Source organism: Micromonospora sp. CA-249363, from assembly GCF_050950185.1.
GTDB lineage: Bacteria > Actinomycetota > Actinomycetes > Mycobacteriales > Micromonosporaceae > Micromonospora.
In genome coordinates this window covers 3038665-3055188 of sequence record NZ_CP192020.1, presented here as the reverse complement: position 1 = coordinate 3055188, position 16524 = coordinate 3038665, and the positions used below count along the sequence as shown (strand labels likewise).

Below are 16524 nucleotides of genomic sequence, written 5' to 3'. Positions count from 1 at the left end.
GGATACACCGTACGGTAGCGAAGTGGTGCCCTTGTGGGAACGGCCCGAGCCCCGCCCGCGGGCGACGCCGGTGCCGCTGAGCCGCGCGAAGATCGCCGAAACGGCGATCCGGCTGGCCGACGCGCACGGCCTGGACGGCCTGTCGATCCGCCGGCTCGCCAAGGAGCTCGCCGTCGGGCCGATGCGGCTCTACGACTACGTCGACAACCGGTCAGAGCTGCTCGACCTGATGGTCGACGCCGTCTACGCCGAGATCGCCGAGGCCGGCCCGCAGGCCGGGTGGCGCGCCACGGTGCTGACCATCGTGCGACGGACCCGGGTCGCCGCCCTCGATCACGAGTGGTTCTCCGACCTGCTCGGCGGGCGACCCCACCTGGGGCCGCACGCGCTCGCCGTGGGCGAGTCGACCGCCGCGGCGCTCAGCCAGGCCCCCGGCGTACGCGGCGTCGACGACCTTCAGCGGGCCCTGGGCGCCCTCAACGCCTTCATCATCGGGGCGCTGCGGCGGGAGGTCACCGAGCGACGCACCGCGCGGGCCACCGGCACCGAGTTGAGCGCCTGGCAGGCCAGCCTCGGCCCGTACCTGACGCGCATGCTCGACACGGGTCGCTACCCGACGGTCGCCCGCCTCGTCGTCGACGGCGCGCACCTCGACGCCGAGGAGACCTTCGACCACAACCTGACCACCCTCCTGGACGGCATCGCGGGCCGATGAGGCGAGACGAGACGAGAGCCGTCGGCGGTGCGAACGGCCGCTGTCCGGGTATCTGGCGGACATGACCGATCTCTACCCGCCCGCCGACGACCGGGAACTGCTCCGCCAGGCCGCCGCCGCCCACACCGCCGCCACCCGCCAGGTGGAGGCGTTCCTGCGCCGGCTCCCGGAGGTGCCCGACCCGGCCGACGTCACCGAGTACGCCAACCTGCTCACCCGCGAGGACCAGACCCGGGGCGAGCGCGACGCCGCCGCCGACGCGGCGGGGCTGACCATCGGCAGTCTGGAGCCCGACCAGGGCCAGTAGGGCGCGACGACGGCGCCGACCCGGTACCGGGTCGGCGCCGTTCCGTACGGCCGCGCTCAGCGCTCCACGAGCGGATCGTGCCCGAGGTCGAGCAGCGAGTGCCGCCACTCGTCGTCGGCGTTGCCGCGCTGGGGCTTGGCGTCCATCAGCTCGCGGATCCGCTCGACCGCCTCCCGCATCACCTCGATGTCCTCGGGCGTGAGGTCGACCTTGCGCTTGTTGAGCACCTTGAGGATCTCCCGCCCCGGCTGGGGCAGATCCAGGTCCGGGTTCGGACTGAACGACTCCTCTCCCGAGCCGCGGGTCAGCAGCCAGGTGCGCAGCTGCTCCGACGGGACGTTGACCTCGGCGTGGAAGTCCTCCCAGAGCACTTCCACCTCGGGGTCGAGCCGCGTGTCGCGTACCATCACGTCTCCTCTCGCGTCTCCGGGTCGTCCTGGTCGGTCTTGGGATGCAGGCCCTCGGCGGGTACCCGCGTCCGACGTGGGTTCGCGGTCGGGGGCGCCAGGATCGGGTCGGGATGGTCGTCCTCGTCCCGGTGCTTGGCGGCGTCCGCGTCCTCGTGTGCCTCGTCGTGGTCCTCGCGTCCCGCCGGCCCGCTCATCGCGGGTGGGTTGTCGTGGCGGCGGTGTACCCCCGCTCGCCCGCGGTCACGTCGAACGTGAGCTGCCCGTCCCGGGCGTCGACGACGACCTTCTGTCCGGGCGAGATCGCCGACTCCAGCAGCATCCGGGACAGGTGGTTGTCGACCTCGCGTTGGATCACCCGGCGCAGCGGACGCGCGCCGAACTCGGGCTGGTAGCCGTGCTCGGCGAGCCAGTCGATGCCGGCGGTGGTGAACTCGACCTGGATGTCCTGGGCGTGCATGCGGCGGCGGGTCTCCTCCAGCAGCAGCGCGGTGATGTCCCGCAACTGCTCGGCTTCCAGCCGGCGGAAGATGATGACCTCGTCGATGCGGTTGAGGAATTCGGGGCGGAAGTTCTCCTGGAGGCGGCGCATCAGCCGCTCCCGCAGCTCGTCGTTCTCCTGCTCACTGCCGGGCGCGCCGGTGCCGAACCCGACGGCCCGCTGGGTGCCGGTGATCAACTCGGAGCCGAGGTTGCTCGTCATGATCAGTACGGTGTTCTTGAAGTTCACCGTGCGACCCTGACTGTCCGTCAGCCGCCCGTCGTCGAGCACCTGGAGCAGGATGTTGAACACGTCCGGGTGCGCCTTCTCGATCTCGTCGAGCAGCACCACCGCGTACGGGCGGCGGCGTACCGCCTCGGTGAGCTGACCGGCCTCCTCGTAGCCGACGTATCCGGGCGGCGCGCCGACCAGCCGGCTGACCGTGTGCCGCTCCTGGAACTCGCTCATGTCCACCCGGACCATCCGGTCCGCCTCGCCGAACAGCGCCTCGGCCAGGGCGCGGGCCAGCTCGGTCTTGCCGACGCCGGTCGGGCCGAGGAACAGGAAACTGCCCATCGGGCGGTCCGGGTCGGCCAGCCCCGCGCGGGAGCGGCGGACCGCCTCGGCGACCGCGGTGACCGCGTCGTCCTGGCCGACGACCTTCTCGTGCAGCTGGCCCTCCAGGCGCAGCAGCCGGTCGCGTTCCTCCTCGGTGAGCTGGCTGACCGGGATGCCGGTGGCCCGCGAGACCACCTCGGCGATCTCCTGTGGACCCACCTCGGGCACCTGCGAGGACGACGAACCGTCGTCGCCGTTGGCGCGCCGGATCTCCCCCTCCAGCTCGGCGATCCGGTCGCGCAGCGCCGAGGCCCGCTCGTACTGCTCGTCGGTGACGGCCTGCTCCTTGTCGCGGCGTACGTCGTCGAGCTCCTGCTCCAGCTCCCGCACGTCGGACGCCGGGGTACGGGTGCGCAGCCGCACGCGCGCGCCGGCCTGGTCGATCAGGTCGATGGCCTTGTCCGGCAGGAACCGGTCGGTGACGTACCGGTCGGACAGCTCGGCGGCGGTGACCAGCGCCTCGTCGGTGAAGCGCACCTGGTGGTGCGCCTCGTACCGGTCCCGCAGTCCGCGCAGGATCGCGATGGTGTCGTCGATGCTCGGCTCGGGCACCAGCACCGGCTGGAAACGCCGGGCCAGCGCGGCGTCCTTCTCGATGCTCTTGCGGTACTCGTCGAGCGTCGTCGCGCCGATCACCCGCAGCTCGCCCCGCGCCAGGGCGGGTTTGAGCATGTTGGACGCGTCCATCCCACCCTCGCTGCCCGCGCCACCCGCGCCGACCAGGGTGTGGATCTCGTCCAGGAAGATGATCAGCTCGTCCCGGTGCGCCCGGATCTCGTCGATGACCTTCTTGAGGCGTTCCTCGAAGTCACCCCGGTAACGGGTGCCGGCGACCAGGCCGGCGAGGTCGAGTTGGACGACCCGCTTGCCGAGCAGCGTCTGCGGCACGTCCCCGTCGCAGATCCGCTCGGCCAGCCCCTCCACGATGGCGGTCTTGCCCACGCCGGCCTCACCGATGAGCACCGGGTTGTTCTTGGTCCGCCGGGACAGGATCTCCACGGCCTGCTCGATCTCGTCGGCCCGGCCGATCACCGGGTCGATCTGGTCGTTGCGAGCCAGGTCGGTGAGGTCCTGGCCGTACTGGTCCAGGGTGGGCGTACCCCGGTCCGGCTTCGGTCCGTTCATCGGGCCGCGCTCGGCGTTGGCGGCCTGCAACGACTCGGGTTGGATCCGACCGGCGGCCAGCATCCGCCCGGCGGGCGACTCGGGGTTGAGCGGCAGGGCCATCAGGATGTGCTCGGGTCCGATGTAGTTGGCGCCCATCGCCCGGGACAGCTGGTGGGCGTCGAGCAGCGCCCGCTTGGCGGCGGGGGTCAGCGACAGGTTCGGCGGCACCTCGCCACGAGGCGCGCCGTCGCCCTTGCCGCCGAGCGCGTTGAGCAGGGTGTCCGGGTCGGCGCCGGCCCGGCGGACCAGGTCGCGCAGGGGTTCGCGTTGCAGCGCGGCCCAGAGCAGGTGGTCGGTGTCCAGGTCGTTGCTCTGCCGCTGCGCGGCGCGACGGGCCGCGTCGGCCAGCATCTCCCGCGCGTCGGCGGTCATGAGTCGGGTGATGTCGACCCGGTGCGGCGGTCGGCGTCCTCCCTCACCCCGGCCGAAGTACCGGGCCAGGAATTCGTCCCACGGGTCGGAGCCGAGATCACCGGGTCCCATCATGTCTCTCCTCCGCTGTCGGGCGCGCACGGTCGGCAGGGGCTACCCGGCACCCGGCCCGACAAACGCCGCAGTCGGTGGCGCACCTCGCTGTGGAGTGGCGTCCGGTCGCTGCGGGCAGGTGGTGGCAGGCTGGCGGCATGACGGAGAACCCGCTGCTGATCGTGGACGGCGCCAATGTGGTGGGCTCCCGCCCCAACGGGTGGTGGCGGGACCGGGCCGGGGCCGCCGCCCGACTGCGGGACGCCCTCGCGCCGGTGGCCGGCGAGGGGCTGCCGTCCCGGTTGCCGGCACCGGTCGAGGTGGTGCTCGTGGTCGAGGGCGCGGCACGGGACGTGCCCGGCATCGACGAGGTCCGCGTGGTCTCCGCCCCCGGCTCGGGTGACGACACGGTGGTCGAGCTGGTGCAGGCGGCCCCGCAGCGCCGCCGGCTGGTGGTCACCGCCGACCGCGAGCTGCGCGAGCGGGTCACGGCCCTGGGCGCCGAGGTGTACGGCCCCCGCTGGCTCCGCGATAACTGAAAGGTTCTCGCACTGGGACTCCCACAGAACGGACTCCCGGCACTTCACGGGGGTTAACGGTCAGGCGGGTATCAACACCGCCAGGGCGGATGTTCTTTCGGGGACGCCGATAGGCTCTAATGGAGATCTCCCCGCCCCCAGGAGGTTCCACCGTGGCGAGCGTCGCCGAGCTGAAGGCTGCCATCGATGTCGCCCTCCAACAGATCGGTGACGGGCAGACAGCCGTCCAGGCGGCGGGTGAGAAGCTGGCCGAGGCGCAACAGACCCTGGCCGGCGCGCTGGAGGGCAGCGGCCACGAGACGGTCGAGGCGGCCCAGGCCTCGCTGACACAGGCCAGTCAGGAGCTGGAGGAATGTCTCGCCGCCACACTCGTCGCGGTGGAGCAGGCCCAGCTCTACGTCTCCACCCTGTAGGCCGGCATGTCCATCATCGAGGACATCGGCGGTCAGGTCCGCGCGGCCAGCGAGGAGTTCCCGGTGGCTCTGCTCGGTCAGGCGCTGGAGAAGTTCGGCCTGGCCGCCGAGCGGCTGCGCTGGGTCCGCCAGGAGTCGGCCAACCCGATGGGGGTGCCCGAGCTGTCCGCCGCCACCGAGCACGCCGAGAGCGCCAACTACGCGCTCCGGGTGGCGCAGGAGCAGCTGTCGGCCTATCTGGCAGCGATCGGACTGGCCGCCGACGGCACGCCCGCGCCCCGACCACAGCAGCGCGACCAGCGGCACGACGAGGCTCCGGCGGACGGCCCGACCATCGTGCCGCCGGAGCGGCCCGAGCAGGTACGGATGCGTCGCTGGTGGTCCGTGCGGGTGGCCGAGCTGACCGGCGGGCGCGTCGCCGACACGGACGAGCCTGACGAGCGGCTCCGCGACTCTGCGGAGCTGCTACGCCGGGTCGTGGGCGGCGTACGCGGCGGCGACCGGGACCGGCTGCGCACCGAGCTGCGCCGCGCGTCGGCCGACGTGGGCCTCGGCATGGCGGCGCTCGCGCCACCGCTGCTGCGCGAGCTGGCCGGTGAGCTGCTGGGACATCCGCCCCGCGCCAGCGACCTCGGTCGGCTGCGCGGGGAGCTCGACGGCCGGGTGCGGGACCTACTGCCCGGTTTGCCACCACCGGTGCTGGAGACGCTGCTGACCCGGGTGTGCCGGATGCCACCACCACGGTCGTCCGGGGAGCCGCCGCACGCCGCCGACTCCGCGGTGGCCGCCGGCGTGACGGCCGGACTGCTGCTCGCCCGGCTGGGCCGGGACCTGCCCGACACGCCCCGGGCCCCCGCCGAACCGCAGCCGTCCGGCGCGACCCCGTCGCCGCGCCGCGACGACAAGCGCGCCGGCGTCCCCCGCTCCGGCGGTCCACGCGACGGCGGCGCGAGCCCACGACCGAGCGTCCCGCGCGCCGCCGGTCCCCGTTCGGGCGAGGTGGGCGGGCAGGCCTCCGGTGGGGTCGTACCGCCGCGCACGGGCAGCCCGTGGCGGGACGCGCCGGCACGTCGGAGCTCCGATGGCTGACCGGCGTGGGCAGCTCGCCACCCGGGTCCGGGACTCCCTCGCCGAGGCCCTGGGCGCGACCCGTACCCGACTGTCGGCCGCACAGGCCGACCTGAGCGCCGGGCGCGAGCGGCTCGCCCGGGTCCGCCGGGCCGCCGCCGCCGTACCGGAGCGGGTGGGCGGCCAACGCGACCGCCGCCTCGCCGAGATCGACGCCCGGCACGCCACCCGCATCGCGGAGCTGGCCCGCCACGCCGCCGACGCCGCCCGCCGGGAGGCGCCCGGCTGCGCGGGCGCTGACTGGCCGGGCTGGACGCCCACTCCCCTGCGCCGGGCCGAGCCGCCCGGCGCGCTGCGGGTCGGCACGGTCCGGCTCGACGACGTCGAGCCGGTGCCCGCGCTGGTGCCGCTGCTCGACGCCGGGCACGTCCACCTGTCCGGGGACGACCGCGCCGGCTGCGACGCCGTGGTGTCCGCGCTGCTGCTGCGGGCCGTCGGTCGCGCCGACCCCGGTGGGGTACGCCTCATCGGGTACGACCCGGAGCACCTCGGCGGCGGCCTGGCCGGGTTCGCGCCCCTGGGTACGGCGGGGCTGCTCACCTTCGTCGGCCCGGGCGGGCTGGGCCCACTCCTTGACGACCTGGTGGAACAGATCCGGCGGATCAACGAGACGGTCCTGGCCGGCGAGTACGGGTCGCTGCGCGAGCTGGCCTCGGCGACCGGCCGCCGACCCGAGCCGTGGCGGGTGGCGGTGCTGCTCGGCGGCGACGAGCTGAACCGGCACGAGCGTGGGCAGCTCGACCGGGTGGTCCGTGCCGGCGCCGCCTGCGGGGTGCACCTGGTGGTCCGTGGCGTGGCGTTGCCCGACGACCCGACGGTGACCCGGGTGGTGGCGGACGCGTCGGGCACCCGCATCGGCGGCCCGTCGGGCCTGTCGGTACGGCTGGACCCGCCGCCGCCGGCCACGCTTGTCACCGAGACCTGCCGGGAGATCGCCGCCCAGGTGAACGCCGGCCCGCCGCCGACGCCGTTCGGCGACCTGTTGCCGCCACCGGAGCTGATGTGGCGGGAGAACTCGGCGGACGGCCTGACCGTGCCGATCGGCGAGGGGCCGCAGGGCCGGCCGGTACGCCTGACGCTCGCCGACTATCCGCCGCACGCCCTCATCGGGGGGCCGTCCGGCACCGGCAAGACGAACCTGATCTTCGCGTGGATCGGCGCGCTGGCGGCCCGCTACTCCCCCGCCGAGCTGGAGTTCTATCTGCTGGACTTCAAGGAGGGCGTGTCCTTCGCCCGGTTCGCGCAGGGCCGGCGTGACCCGAGCTGGCTGCCGCACATGCGCCTGGTCGGGATCAACGTGAACACCGACCGGGAGTTCGGCCTGGCGCTGCTGCGCTTCCTCGCCGAGGAGCTGCGGCGGCGGGCCGACGCGGCCAAGAAGCACGAGGTCACCAAGCTCGCCGAGCTGCGCGCGGTGGACCCGACCGGGCACTGGCCACGGATCGTCGCGGTGGTCGACGAGTTCCAGATGCTGCTGGCCGGCCGCGACGTGGTGGCCCGGGAGGCCGCCGACCTGCTGGAGGACCTGGCCCGCCGGGGCCGCTCGCAGGGCATCCACCTGGTGCTCGCCTCCCAGGACGTCCGGGGCATCGAGGCGTTGTGGGGGCGTCCCGCGCTGGTGGCCCAGTTCGCCCTGCGGATCGCGCTGCCCAAGGCGTTGCGGATCCTCGCCGAGCGCAACGACGCGGCGCAGTCACTGCCGCGCTGGCACGCGGTGGTCAACGCCGAGTCGGGCATGGTCGAGGGCAACGAGGTAGCCCGGATCCCGGCCGCCAGCGACTGGGAGACGTGGAGCGGCCTGCAACACCGCCTGTGGCGGATGCGCCCGCCGGACGCGGCCCCGGCCCGGCTCTTCGACGGCGACGCGATACCCCGACTGTCCGAGGCCCCCGACTTCCGGGCCCTCGAAGCCCCGCCGGACGGCCACGCGCCGCGCAACCCGGTGGCCCTGCTTGGCGAGATCATCGACGTGCAGGCGCGTTCGGCGGCGCTGCGGCTGCCCCGCGCGCCCGGGCGCAACCTGGCGGTGCTCGGCACGCGGGTGGACGAGGCGTGCGCGGTGCTGGACGCGGCGGCCCGGTCGTTGGCCCGCCAGCACCCGCCGGGCACCGCCCGCTTCTCCATCGCCTGTCTCGACCCGGACGCCGACAGCATCGCCCGCACGCTCTACGAAGACCTGGCCGACGACGCCGCCTGGTACGACGAGGAGACCGTCGGCGAGTTGATGACCGAGACCGCCGACGGGTTGTCCGGCACGGGCAGCCCGCACTATCTGCTGCTGTTCGCGGTCGACGCGGCGGCCGGCGCGCTCGCCGCGCGAACGGGCCGGCGCACCGGCCTGGAGCAGCTCCGTCGGATCCTGCACGACGGTCCGGAGCGGCGTACCCATGTGCTGGCCTGGTGGCGGGGCGTGGCGCGGATGCGCGCCGACCTGGGTGGGCCTGCCGCCCGCACCGACCAGATCGGGGCCTGGGTGGCGCTGGACACGCACGGCGGCGAGCTGGGCGCGTCGCTCTATCCGGGCACCGGCGGCCCGGACTGGTATCCCCGCCCGTGGCGCGGGCTCTTCTTCGACCGGGCCGTACACCGCACCGGTCAGGTGATCATCCCCTATGGACCGTCGAGATGACGAGATGAACCAACCGGTGGCCAGTGAGACGTACACGGCGCAGCTACGACGGCTCGCCGAGCTGACCGCACGGGTGCGCGAGCAGCGCGCCGAGGCGCACACCTGGTACGAGCGGCAGTGCGCGGCGGCCGAACGCGCGGTCGACGAGGCCGTCGTCGAGGTCCGCCGCGCCGAGCAGGAGCTTGTCGACGCCCGCGAGGAGCAGGAAAGGGTCGACGCCGAGGTGGCCCACCTGTGGCAGCAGGCCCGCGCCCGGCTGGGCGCCCGTCGCATCGGCGGACCGCCCGTGCCGGCCAACGGCGGTGCCCCCGGCGACCCCGCGTTGCTCCTCGGCCGGGTCCGTGACCTGCTCAACCGGGCCGGGCAGCCGGGTGAGCTGCCGGGCTCGGTCAACCCGTTGCTGGCGCTGTGCGGGGTGGGCGGCGCGGTGCTCGGGTACGCGCTGGGTGTCGCCGCGCGGGCGCTCGGCGTCGGGTACGGCGGCGACCTGGCGGTCGGGATGCCGGTGCTGGCGCTGGTGGTGACGCTGCTCGGGCCGCTGATGGGGCTCGCGCCGGCGCGGGCGCTGGCCGACCGCCGACACGCGATGCTCGGCCCCCGGCCCATCATGGTGGTGCTCGGCGCCGGGCTGGTCACGACGGTCCTGCTGCTGGCGCTAGGCCGCTGACCGGCCCCTTCTCCCGGTTGATCAAGAGGTTCGCGTCATCGGTCCGGCGTGTCGTGACGCCAACCTCTTGATCAACCGCCGGGAAGGGGTCAGGCCGGTACCAGGACGGCCTCGCGCAGCAGGCGGCGGGCCAGGGTGACCCGGTCGGCGTCGTCGGGCAGGCCCGGTAGGTCGCCGACCCGGGTGGGGACGCCGCTGAGCAGTGCGCGGGTCGCCGGCTCGCAGTCGGCGGGCAGCGTGATCGTACGGTCGAACAGGCGGAGCGCCACCTGACCGTCCCCGTGGGGCGCGAGCTGCCACCGCAGGCCCGGCCGCAGGACCAGCCGGGAGTCGGCGTCCAGCGCGGCCAGCGCGCCGGCCTGGGCGAGCGGGCGGATCGGCGCCGGACGGGCCGCCGGCCAGGCACGCTGGCGCAGCCGCGCGGCGACCGCGCCCGGGTCGGCCCGCAGCAGCCAGTCGCGCAGCGCCTCCACCGTCTCGGTCAGCTCCGGCTCGATGGCGTCCGGGTCGGCGACGTCGGTGCCGAACGGCAGGCTGGCCCGTAGCCGCTGGTCCTCGGCGGCCAGCGCGAGCAGTTCCTCGACGAGCGCGTAGCGGGTCAACGCGCGGATGCCCACGGTCAGGTGCAGCGAGCTGGCGTCCTGCGCCTGGGCGCTGTGCAGCCACCCGCGCGGCAGGTAGAGGGCGTCGCCGGGCGCGAGCACCACGTCCAGCGCGGCGGGGCCCTGCGCGGTGGCGCCGACCTCGTCGGCGCGGCCGCCCCAGGGCTGCTTCTCCAGCGGGTCGGGCAGCACCGGCGGGTGGATCCGCCAGTGCTTGCGACCGTCCACCTGGAGCACGAACACGTCGTGGGTGTCGTAGTGGGTGGCGAAGCCCTGGCTGCCCGCCGGGGTGAGGTAGGCGTTGACCTGCAACGGCTGGCGCAGCGCGAGGCCCAGGTCGCGGGCGAAGTCGACGAGCGGCGGCCAGATCCGGTGCAGGCCCTGCACCACCAGGGTGGCACCGCCGGCGTACTGCTCCAGGATCCGCTCGTCGAGCACCTGGTCGCCGATCTCGGCGCCGGCGCCACCGCCGCCGGTCCAGCGCGCCGCCGGCACGAGCTGGCCGTCCTTGGCGACGCGCAGGAAAGGGGTACGCAGACCGCGTCGGCTGAGCAGCTCGTCGGCGTCGTCCGGGCTGAACAGGTCGGTGAAGCCGGCCGGGTCGGGCAGCTCGGCGGCGCGGGACAGCAGCGGGGTGTGGCCCCAGTGCGCGGCGGCGAACTTGGCGGGCTCGACCGACACGCAGCGCGCCAGCGCGGCGGCCGCCGCGGCGGGCACGCCGTCCGGGGCCACGGACGGAACCGCCGGGCGGCCGTGGCCGCCCGGCGGGTCGAGGTATGTCATGACGTGCCGCTACCGGGCGCTGCCGTCGGCGCCACCGTCCTGGTGACCCGGGGTCGCGCCACCGTCGGCCGGACCCTCCGCGCCACCATCGGCGCCACCGTCCTGGTGACCCGGGGTCGCGCCACCATCGGCCGGACCCTCCGCGCCACCGTCCGCGCCACCGTCCTGGTGACCCGGGGTCGCGCCACCATCGGCCGGACCCTCCGCGCCACCATCGGCGCCACCGTCCTGGTGACCCGGGGTCGCACCGCCGTCGGCCGGGCCCTCCAGGCCGCCGCCGCCCGTGGTCTGCATGTCATCGTCGTTGAGTGCCATCGGTACTCCCTCGGGTGTGCCGCCCCGCCGTACGCCGGGGTCCGTCGTGCTGCGGGTGGTACCCCACGCGCGATCTTCTCTAACCCACACCGTAGACGCCGAACCGGGACGACACGGTCGGTTCGCGGGCGGCGGCGGAGAGTGCCAGGATGGGACGGTGATCCTGGTGGGCACGTCGGGCTGGCAGTACCGGGACTGGCGCGGCCGCTTCTACCCGCAGGGACTGCCCCAGCGACTGTGGTTGGAGCACTTCGCGTCGGGCTTCGCCACCGTCGAGGTCAACAACGCCTTCTACCGACTCCCGGAGCGCGAGACGTTCGCGGCGTGGCGGGACCGCACCCCGGCGGACTTCTGCGTGGCGGTGAAGATGAGCCGCTACCTCACCCACATCAAGCGTCTGCGGGAGCCGGCCGAGCCGGTGGCGCGGTTCCTCGGCCGGGCCACGGCCCTCGGTGACCGGCTCGGCCCGGTGCTGCTGCAACTGCCACCGAACCTGCGGGCGGACGTCGACGCGCTCGACGCGACGCTGCGGCTGTTCCCCCAGGACGTGCGGGTGGCGGTGGAGCCCCGGCACCCCTCGTGGTGGACCGACGCCACCCGGGCCGTCCTGGAACGGCGGCGGGCGGCGCTGGTCTGGGCGGATCGCCTCGGTCGGCCGGTGGCCCCGCGCTGGCGGACCACCGACTTCGGCTACCTGCGGCTGCACGAGGGGCGGGCCCGGCCGTGGCCGCACTACGGGCGTACGGCGCTCGGCTCGTGGGTCCGCCGGCTCACCGACGCGTTCGGCGCGGCCGAGCCGGCGTACGTCTACTTCAACAACGACCCAGGCGGCGCGGCCGTCACCGACGCCGTCGCGTTCGCGGCGCTGGCCCGCGGGGCCGGCCACCCGGTGTCCCGGGTGCCGTCCCCGCCGGACAGCGCCGCTCGATAGGCTCGTCTCAGGGCAGCATCATGGCGAGGTCCTTGGGCATGGTGTCCTTCACGTCCTGCCACTCGCCCTGGGTGACGTGCCGACGCAGGGTGTCGAGCACCACCTGCGTCACCCGCTCCGCGCCGCCCTCGGCGTCGTACGGGAAGCCCTGGCGGACCTCGTAGAGGAAGTCGTCGCGGTTGAGCTTGATCGGCACGTCGGACGGGTTCCAACCGTCGAAGTAGATCCCCCGGACCAGCACGGGCAGCTGCTGGGCGAACTCGACGCTCTCGTTGACCGGCAGCCGGTCCCGCAGCAGGTGCAGCACCGTGCGCAGCGCCGCGTACGACTGGTTGCGTCGCTCCTTCGGCCACCCGTAGGCGTCCTCGATGTCCTTGAGGATCAGGTTGGTCTTGTCCAGCGAACTCTCGAACGCGGAGATCATCGAGTCAGGCATCGGTCGACCCCCGCTCCGTGGCCTCCCACCGTCGCTCATCGGTACGTCGCGGCGGTCCCACCGGACCGCGCCGGGCGCGCACCGGGCTGCCCTGCGGGGCGCGTCGGGCGTTGTCCGCCATGCCGACCACGTGCAGGACGGCTCCGCGTCGTCGATCCGTCACCAGTCGAACCGTCATCCCCGTCACCTCCGTGTCGTCTGCGGCCGTGGGCGGCCGCAACCACCGTGCCCACCCTGCCCGGCGAGCGGGTGACCCGACCCCACCCGGATCGGGTGAGACGGGACGCGGGTCAGCCGGCGTCGAGGAGCCCGGCCAGCGTCGCGGCGTTCGTCTGCGCGTAGTCGCGGTAGCAGTTGTTCATGAGGACGTGGGTCTGGTCGGCGGAATCGGCCAGCTCGCGCAGCTTGGGCGCCCAGTCCTTGAGCTCCCGCTCGGAGTAGTGGTAGCCGAACTTCTCGTGGATGTCCTTGCTGGTCCACTTGTCGCTGTGGCCGTGAAAACGCATCACGGCCAGGTCACCGGTGGCGGCCAGGACCGGGGGCACCGACGAGCGGTGACCCTGCGGCATGTCCACACAGACGTACGACAGCTCGTGCTCGCGCAGGAACGACAGTGTCTCGTCGGCGTTGTCGCCCTCGAACCAGGACGCGTGCCGGAACTCGTAGACCGGACGCAGCGGCGCGCAGCGCTTCGCCACCTCCAGCAGGTACTGCTTGTTGGCCCGCTTGATCGTGAACCAGGGCGGGAACTGGAACAGCAGCGCGCCGAGCTTGCCCGCCTCGACGAGCGGGTCCAGCGCGGACAGGAAGCGCGTCCACACCTCCTCGTACGACTGCGCGGGCAGGTCGTCGGGGTAGACGTTCTTCTTGTCCGTCTCCGGCCGCAGGTCCTTGTAGAGCGCGCTGACCCGGGTGGGATGGCCGGTCAACAGGCTGAACGCCTTGATGTTGAAGGTGAAGCCGGCCGGCGTGCGATCGACCCACAGTCGTGCGGTCGACTCGGCCGGCGGCGAGTAGTAGGTCGCGTCCACCTCCACCAGTGGGAACTGGCGGGCGTAGTACGCGAGGCGCTTCTCCGGGTTGTCCGCGGTCTGCGGATACCAGCCCGAGTCGAGCAGTGTGCGGTCGGTCCAGGACGCGGTGCCCACCAGGATGTCACCCATGGGTGGAGTCCATCGTGTCGTGGACCGACCGGCAACCGCTGCCGTCGCTCAGGCCGCCCGCCGTTCGCGGGTCTGCTTGCAGGTGACACAGGTGGTGGCGGCCGGGAAGATCTCCAGCCGCTCGACCGGGATGGCCGCCTGGCAGCCCTCGCACCAGCCGTACGTGCCCTCGGCGAGGCGGCCCAGGGCGTGCTCGTACTGGGCGCGTCGGTCGAGGATCGTGCGCAGGAGGGACTGGGCGGTGTCCCGCTCGGCCGTCTTGGTGCCGCTGTCGGCCTGGTCGTCGCCGGCGGTGTCGCCGACCTCCACCAGCCGCAGCACCTGGCTCTGCAGCACGGCCTGGTCGTACTCGGCGGTCAACTCGTCGTAGCGCGCCTGCAGGGACTGCCGGATCTGGTCGATCTCGGTCTGGGTGCGGCCGGTGCCGACCGTGTCGTGGACGAGCATCGCTGCCTGCCTTTCCTGGCCTGTGGTTCACGTGAACCGGGTCCGGCGGCGTGGCGCCCCGGTAACGGTCGCATGCGGTACGCGGGCGATCACCCGCGCTCTGTGAGCCGGGCGAGTACCCGCCGCACGGGGCCCGCAAACGAGCCAATTTCAGCCCACTTCGGTGGCCTCGACGAGCGCGGGATGGCGGGGGTCGTCGGCGCGTACGACCACGTCGGCGAAGCTGGCCGGGACCACCTCGTCGGCGTACCGGTCGAAGGCCGGCAGGGTCCATCCCCGGTCGGGATCGGTGCGGCGGCGCAGCGCCGCCGTGGACACCTGAAGGTGGACGGTCACGTCGAACGGCAGCGCGCCGCCGAGCAGGAACGCCCCACTGACCAGGACCACGCCGCCCGGCGGCAGGTCGAGGTACGCGGCGCGGCTGGCCCGGTCGGCGACCGGGTCCCACAGCGACGGCAGCACCCGCCCGTCGCCGCCGGGGCCGGCCGGGTCGAGCACCTCACGGCGCAGGCCGGCCTCGTCGAGCCAGCCCTCGTAGTAGGCGTCCGGGTTGGTGCGACCGAGCTCGAGGCGCAGCGACGCGGGCCGGAGGAAGTCGTCGGCGCGTACGTGCAGGACCGGGCGGCCCCGGGCGCGCAGCGGGTCGACCAGCGCGGCGGCCAGCTCGTCCGGGCCGGCGGCGGGAGCACCGTCGACGGCGACGCGCAGCCTCGCGGGTTCGACGGTGGCCGAGGCGTCGGCGAGGCGGCCGGTCAGTTCGGCGACGAGCAGGTCGGGCGAGATGGGACGGATGCGCACCGGTCCATCCTGCCCCGCGCCGCAGCAGCGGGCGGTGGTGGCGGTCAGCCGGTGCGGTCGACGGTGACGCGCGCGTCGTCGGCCAGCCGGTAGCCCACGCCGTAGACGGTGGTGACCAGGGGCACGTCGACGCCGACCTTGCCGCGCAGCCGGCGCACGTGCACGTCGACGGTGCGTACCCCGGCGTGCTCGTAGCCCCACACGGCGTTGAGCAGTTGCAGCCGGGTGAAGACGCGGCGGGGGTGGGCGACGAGGTGCAGCAGCAGGTCGAACTCCAACCGGGTCAGGGGCAGCGGCTCGTCGTCCCGCAGCACCGACCGGGACGACGCGAGGATGTGCAGGGAGGGGATCGTCGGGGTGAGGGCCCGCACGGGTGCCCGGTTGGCCGGCACACCGTCGGCGCGCCGCTCGGCCGGAACGGAGCTGGTGACCACGCCTTCGCCCCGTTCGAGCAGCTCACGAGCGGCTTCGAGCAGCCGCCGGGCCGGCGGTGTCAGCGACTCCTCGCAGGTCAGCGGGATGGACAGCGTCACGGTGAGCACGGGCGCGGCGGTGTTCGCCGGGCGGCGTTGACCGCCGGGAGGTCGACCGGGCACCGCGGGTTGGGACGTATGCCATCCGGCGCGCGACGAGGCGGGGCTGACCGACATGGTCCTCCTTGGGCTGGTCCGGGTATCTCCCCACGGCCCGGGACGCCGCTTCATCGATGCTTCCCGGCGCCCGGGCGAGGGTCAAGAGGCGGCTGCGTTGCATGAATGTGACAATTGACGAACGCATCGGAGCCAGGCGCTCGCTCTGCGTACGAAGTCAGATGATTACAGCAGAGCCGCCGCGATGCCCCGATACGGGGGTCCCCGTCCTGTTCACCATGCGCAGGCCGCCGCCTCCTGGACCGCCCAAGCCGGCCCCCTCAGCGGGTGTGGTCCACGCTGATCCGCGCCTCGTCGCCCAGTCGGTAGCCCACACCGTAGACGGTGGTGACCACCTCCGCCCCGGCGAGCTTGGCGCGCAGCCGCCGGACGTGCACATCCACGGTCCGGGCCACCGCGTGCTCGTAGCCCCAGACGTTCGACAGCAGCTGGAGGCGGGTGAAGACCCGGTGCGGACGCTCGGCGAGAAAGAGCAGCAGGTCGTACTCGATGCGGGTGAGGGCGACCACCCGGTCGCCGTGCCGGACGGTCCGAGAGCCGGCCAGGATGCGGACGTCGGGGGCGTCGGCCGTCGCGGACGTCTCGACGGCGGCGGGGCGCGCGAACGGTCGCGGAATCGGGGGTACGTCGTCGACGGGGCCCAGCCGACCCTCCCCGGCCTCGGCCAGCTCGCCGAGCAACTGCACCAGCCGGGCCAGCCGAGGGCTCATCGGCCCGGGAGCCAGGTCGAGGGTGATGGTCAGGGTGGGTCCGGTCCGCGGGCGGACGGCGGCCCGTCCCGGGTGACCCGGCGAGTAGGGACGGGTGGGGATCGCGACGACGGACATCGTGCCTCCTGATGGCGGTACGCCCGCCACGCCCGG

General features: G+C 73.9%; 20 protein-coding genes. 8 read left to right on the top strand and 12 right to left on the bottom strand.

The annotated features are described in order from the left end of the window. Window positions 1–22 precede the first annotated feature (22 nt). Window positions 23–715, top strand: coding sequence for a TetR/AcrR family transcriptional regulator (locus tag ACQPZK_RS14045; protein ID WP_433538717.1), 693 nt, complete (start codon window positions 23–25; stop codon window positions 713–715). A gap of 61 nt (window positions 716–776) precedes the next feature. Next, window positions 777–1022 carry a hypothetical protein gene (locus ACQPZK_RS14040; protein WP_266241928.1) on the top strand — a complete coding sequence of 82 codons (246 nt, stop codon included), beginning with the start codon at window positions 777–779 and terminating at the stop codon, window positions 1020–1022. Window positions 1023–1078: 56 nt separating this feature from the next. Here ACQPZK_RS14040 and ACQPZK_RS14035 read toward each other — a convergent pair whose 3' ends face one another. Genes ACQPZK_RS14035 through ACQPZK_RS14025 form a run of 3 tightly spaced genes read right to left on the bottom strand, consistent with a single transcriptional unit; the run spans window position 1079 to window position 4181 of the window. After that, on the bottom strand, window positions 1079–1429 hold the full coding sequence (locus ACQPZK_RS14035) for a DUF3140 domain-containing protein (RefSeq protein WP_433538716.1): 351 nt from the start codon (window positions 1427–1429) through the stop codon (window positions 1079–1081). Beyond that, the gene (locus ACQPZK_RS14030) at window positions 1429–1626 is read right to left on the bottom strand and encodes a hypothetical protein (protein WP_433538715.1); all 198 of its coding nucleotides are present in this window, start codon (window positions 1624–1626) and stop codon (window positions 1429–1431) included. The genes ACQPZK_RS14035 and ACQPZK_RS14030 overlap by 1 nt, the downstream gene beginning before the upstream one ends. Further along, a complete protein-coding gene (locus ACQPZK_RS14025) occupies window positions 1623–4181 on the bottom strand; it encodes an ATP-dependent Clp protease ATP-binding subunit (protein WP_433538714.1) in 2559 nt (852 codons plus the stop codon). Before ACQPZK_RS14025 ends, ACQPZK_RS14030 begins: the two co-directional genes overlap by 4 nt. 137 nt (window positions 4182–4318) lie before the next feature. Here ACQPZK_RS14025 and ACQPZK_RS14020 point away from each other — a divergent pair, with 137 nt between their 5' ends. The 5 genes from ACQPZK_RS14020 to ACQPZK_RS14000 all read left to right on the top strand — a co-directional run bounded on the left by ACQPZK_RS14020 (window position 4319) and on the right by ACQPZK_RS14000 (window position 9536). Beyond that, window positions 4319–4699 carry a hypothetical protein gene (locus ACQPZK_RS14020; RefSeq protein WP_433538713.1) on the top strand — a complete coding sequence of 127 codons (381 nt, stop codon included), beginning with the start codon at window positions 4319–4321 and terminating at the stop codon, window positions 4697–4699. Between the two features lie 152 nt (window positions 4700–4851). After that, the gene (locus tag ACQPZK_RS14015; protein WP_007076395.1) at window positions 4852–5112 is read left to right on the top strand and encodes a hypothetical protein; all 261 of its coding nucleotides are present in this window, start codon (window positions 4852–4854) and stop codon (window positions 5110–5112) included. A 6-nt stretch (window positions 5113–5118) separates the two neighbouring features. Then, the gene (locus ACQPZK_RS14010) at window positions 5119–6201 is read left to right on the top strand and encodes a hypothetical protein (protein ID WP_433538712.1); all 1083 of its coding nucleotides are present in this window, start codon (window positions 5119–5121) and stop codon (window positions 6199–6201) included. Further along, on the top strand, window positions 6194–8869 hold the full coding sequence (locus tag ACQPZK_RS14005; RefSeq protein WP_433538711.1) for an FtsK/SpoIIIE domain-containing protein: 2676 nt from the start codon (window positions 6194–6196) through the stop codon (window positions 8867–8869). Before ACQPZK_RS14010 ends, ACQPZK_RS14005 begins: the two co-directional genes overlap by 8 nt. A 4-nt stretch (window positions 8870–8873) precedes the next feature. Beyond that, window positions 8874–9536 carry a hypothetical protein gene (locus tag ACQPZK_RS14000; protein ID WP_433538710.1) on the top strand — a complete coding sequence of 221 codons (663 nt, stop codon included), beginning with the start codon at window positions 8874–8876 and terminating at the stop codon, window positions 9534–9536. A gap of 89 nt (window positions 9537–9625) precedes the next feature. On the opposite strand, the gene ACQPZK_RS13995 is transcribed toward ACQPZK_RS14000, so the two are convergent. Both ACQPZK_RS13995 and ACQPZK_RS13990 read right to left on the bottom strand, forming a co-directional pair. Continuing rightward, a complete protein-coding gene (locus ACQPZK_RS13995; RefSeq protein WP_433538709.1) occupies window positions 9626–10921 on the bottom strand; it encodes a cupin domain-containing protein in 1296 nt (431 codons plus the stop codon). A gap of 9 nt (window positions 10922–10930) precedes the next feature. Then, complete coding sequence (locus tag ACQPZK_RS13990; protein WP_334629546.1) at window positions 10931–11236, bottom strand: hypothetical protein; 306 nt, start codon at window positions 11234–11236, stop codon at window positions 10931–10933. A 157-nt stretch (window positions 11237–11393) separates the two neighbouring features. Between ACQPZK_RS13990 and ACQPZK_RS13985 the strand changes: the two genes are divergently transcribed. Then, window positions 11394–12167: a DUF72 domain-containing protein gene (locus ACQPZK_RS13985; RefSeq protein ID WP_433538708.1), complete on the top strand. Its 774-nt coding sequence runs from the start codon at window positions 11394–11396 to the stop codon at window positions 12165–12167. 7 nt (window positions 12168–12174) lie between these two features. Here ACQPZK_RS13985 and ACQPZK_RS13980 read toward each other — a convergent pair whose 3' ends face one another. The 7 genes from ACQPZK_RS13980 to ACQPZK_RS13950 form a co-directional block, all read right to left on the bottom strand. Continuing rightward, window positions 12175–12603 carry a DUF2267 domain-containing protein gene (locus ACQPZK_RS13980; RefSeq protein ID WP_433538707.1) on the bottom strand — a complete coding sequence of 143 codons (429 nt, stop codon included), beginning with the start codon at window positions 12601–12603 and terminating at the stop codon, window positions 12175–12177. Beyond that, window positions 12596–12781: a hypothetical protein gene (locus ACQPZK_RS13975; protein ID WP_433538706.1), complete on the bottom strand. Its 186-nt coding sequence runs from the start codon at window positions 12779–12781 to the stop codon at window positions 12596–12598. Before ACQPZK_RS13975 ends, ACQPZK_RS13980 begins: the two co-directional genes overlap by 8 nt. A gap of 112 nt (window positions 12782–12893) precedes the next feature. Then, on the bottom strand, window positions 12894–13766 hold the full coding sequence (locus ACQPZK_RS13970) for a DUF72 domain-containing protein (RefSeq protein WP_433538705.1): 873 nt from the start codon (window positions 13764–13766) through the stop codon (window positions 12894–12896). Between the two features lie 48 nt (window positions 13767–13814). Next, complete coding sequence (locus ACQPZK_RS13965; RefSeq protein WP_433538704.1) at window positions 13815–14213, bottom strand: TraR/DksA family transcriptional regulator; 399 nt, start codon at window positions 14211–14213, stop codon at window positions 13815–13817. Window positions 14214–14363: 150 nt separating this feature from the next. Beyond that, window positions 14364–15011, bottom strand: coding sequence for a uridine kinase (locus ACQPZK_RS13960; RefSeq protein ID WP_433538703.1), 648 nt, complete (start codon window positions 15009–15011; stop codon window positions 14364–14366). 44 nt (window positions 15012–15055) lie between these two features. Continuing rightward, window positions 15056–15661 (bottom strand): winged helix-turn-helix domain-containing protein, encoded by a 606-nt coding sequence (locus ACQPZK_RS13955; protein ID WP_433538702.1) that lies wholly within the window; start codon window positions 15659–15661, stop codon window positions 15056–15058. A gap of 260 nt (window positions 15662–15921) precedes the next feature. After that, entirely contained in the window at window positions 15922–16488 is a 567-nt protein-coding gene (locus tag ACQPZK_RS13950; protein ID WP_433538701.1) for a winged helix-turn-helix domain-containing protein, read from the bottom strand. Window positions 16489–16524 lie beyond the last annotated feature (36 nt).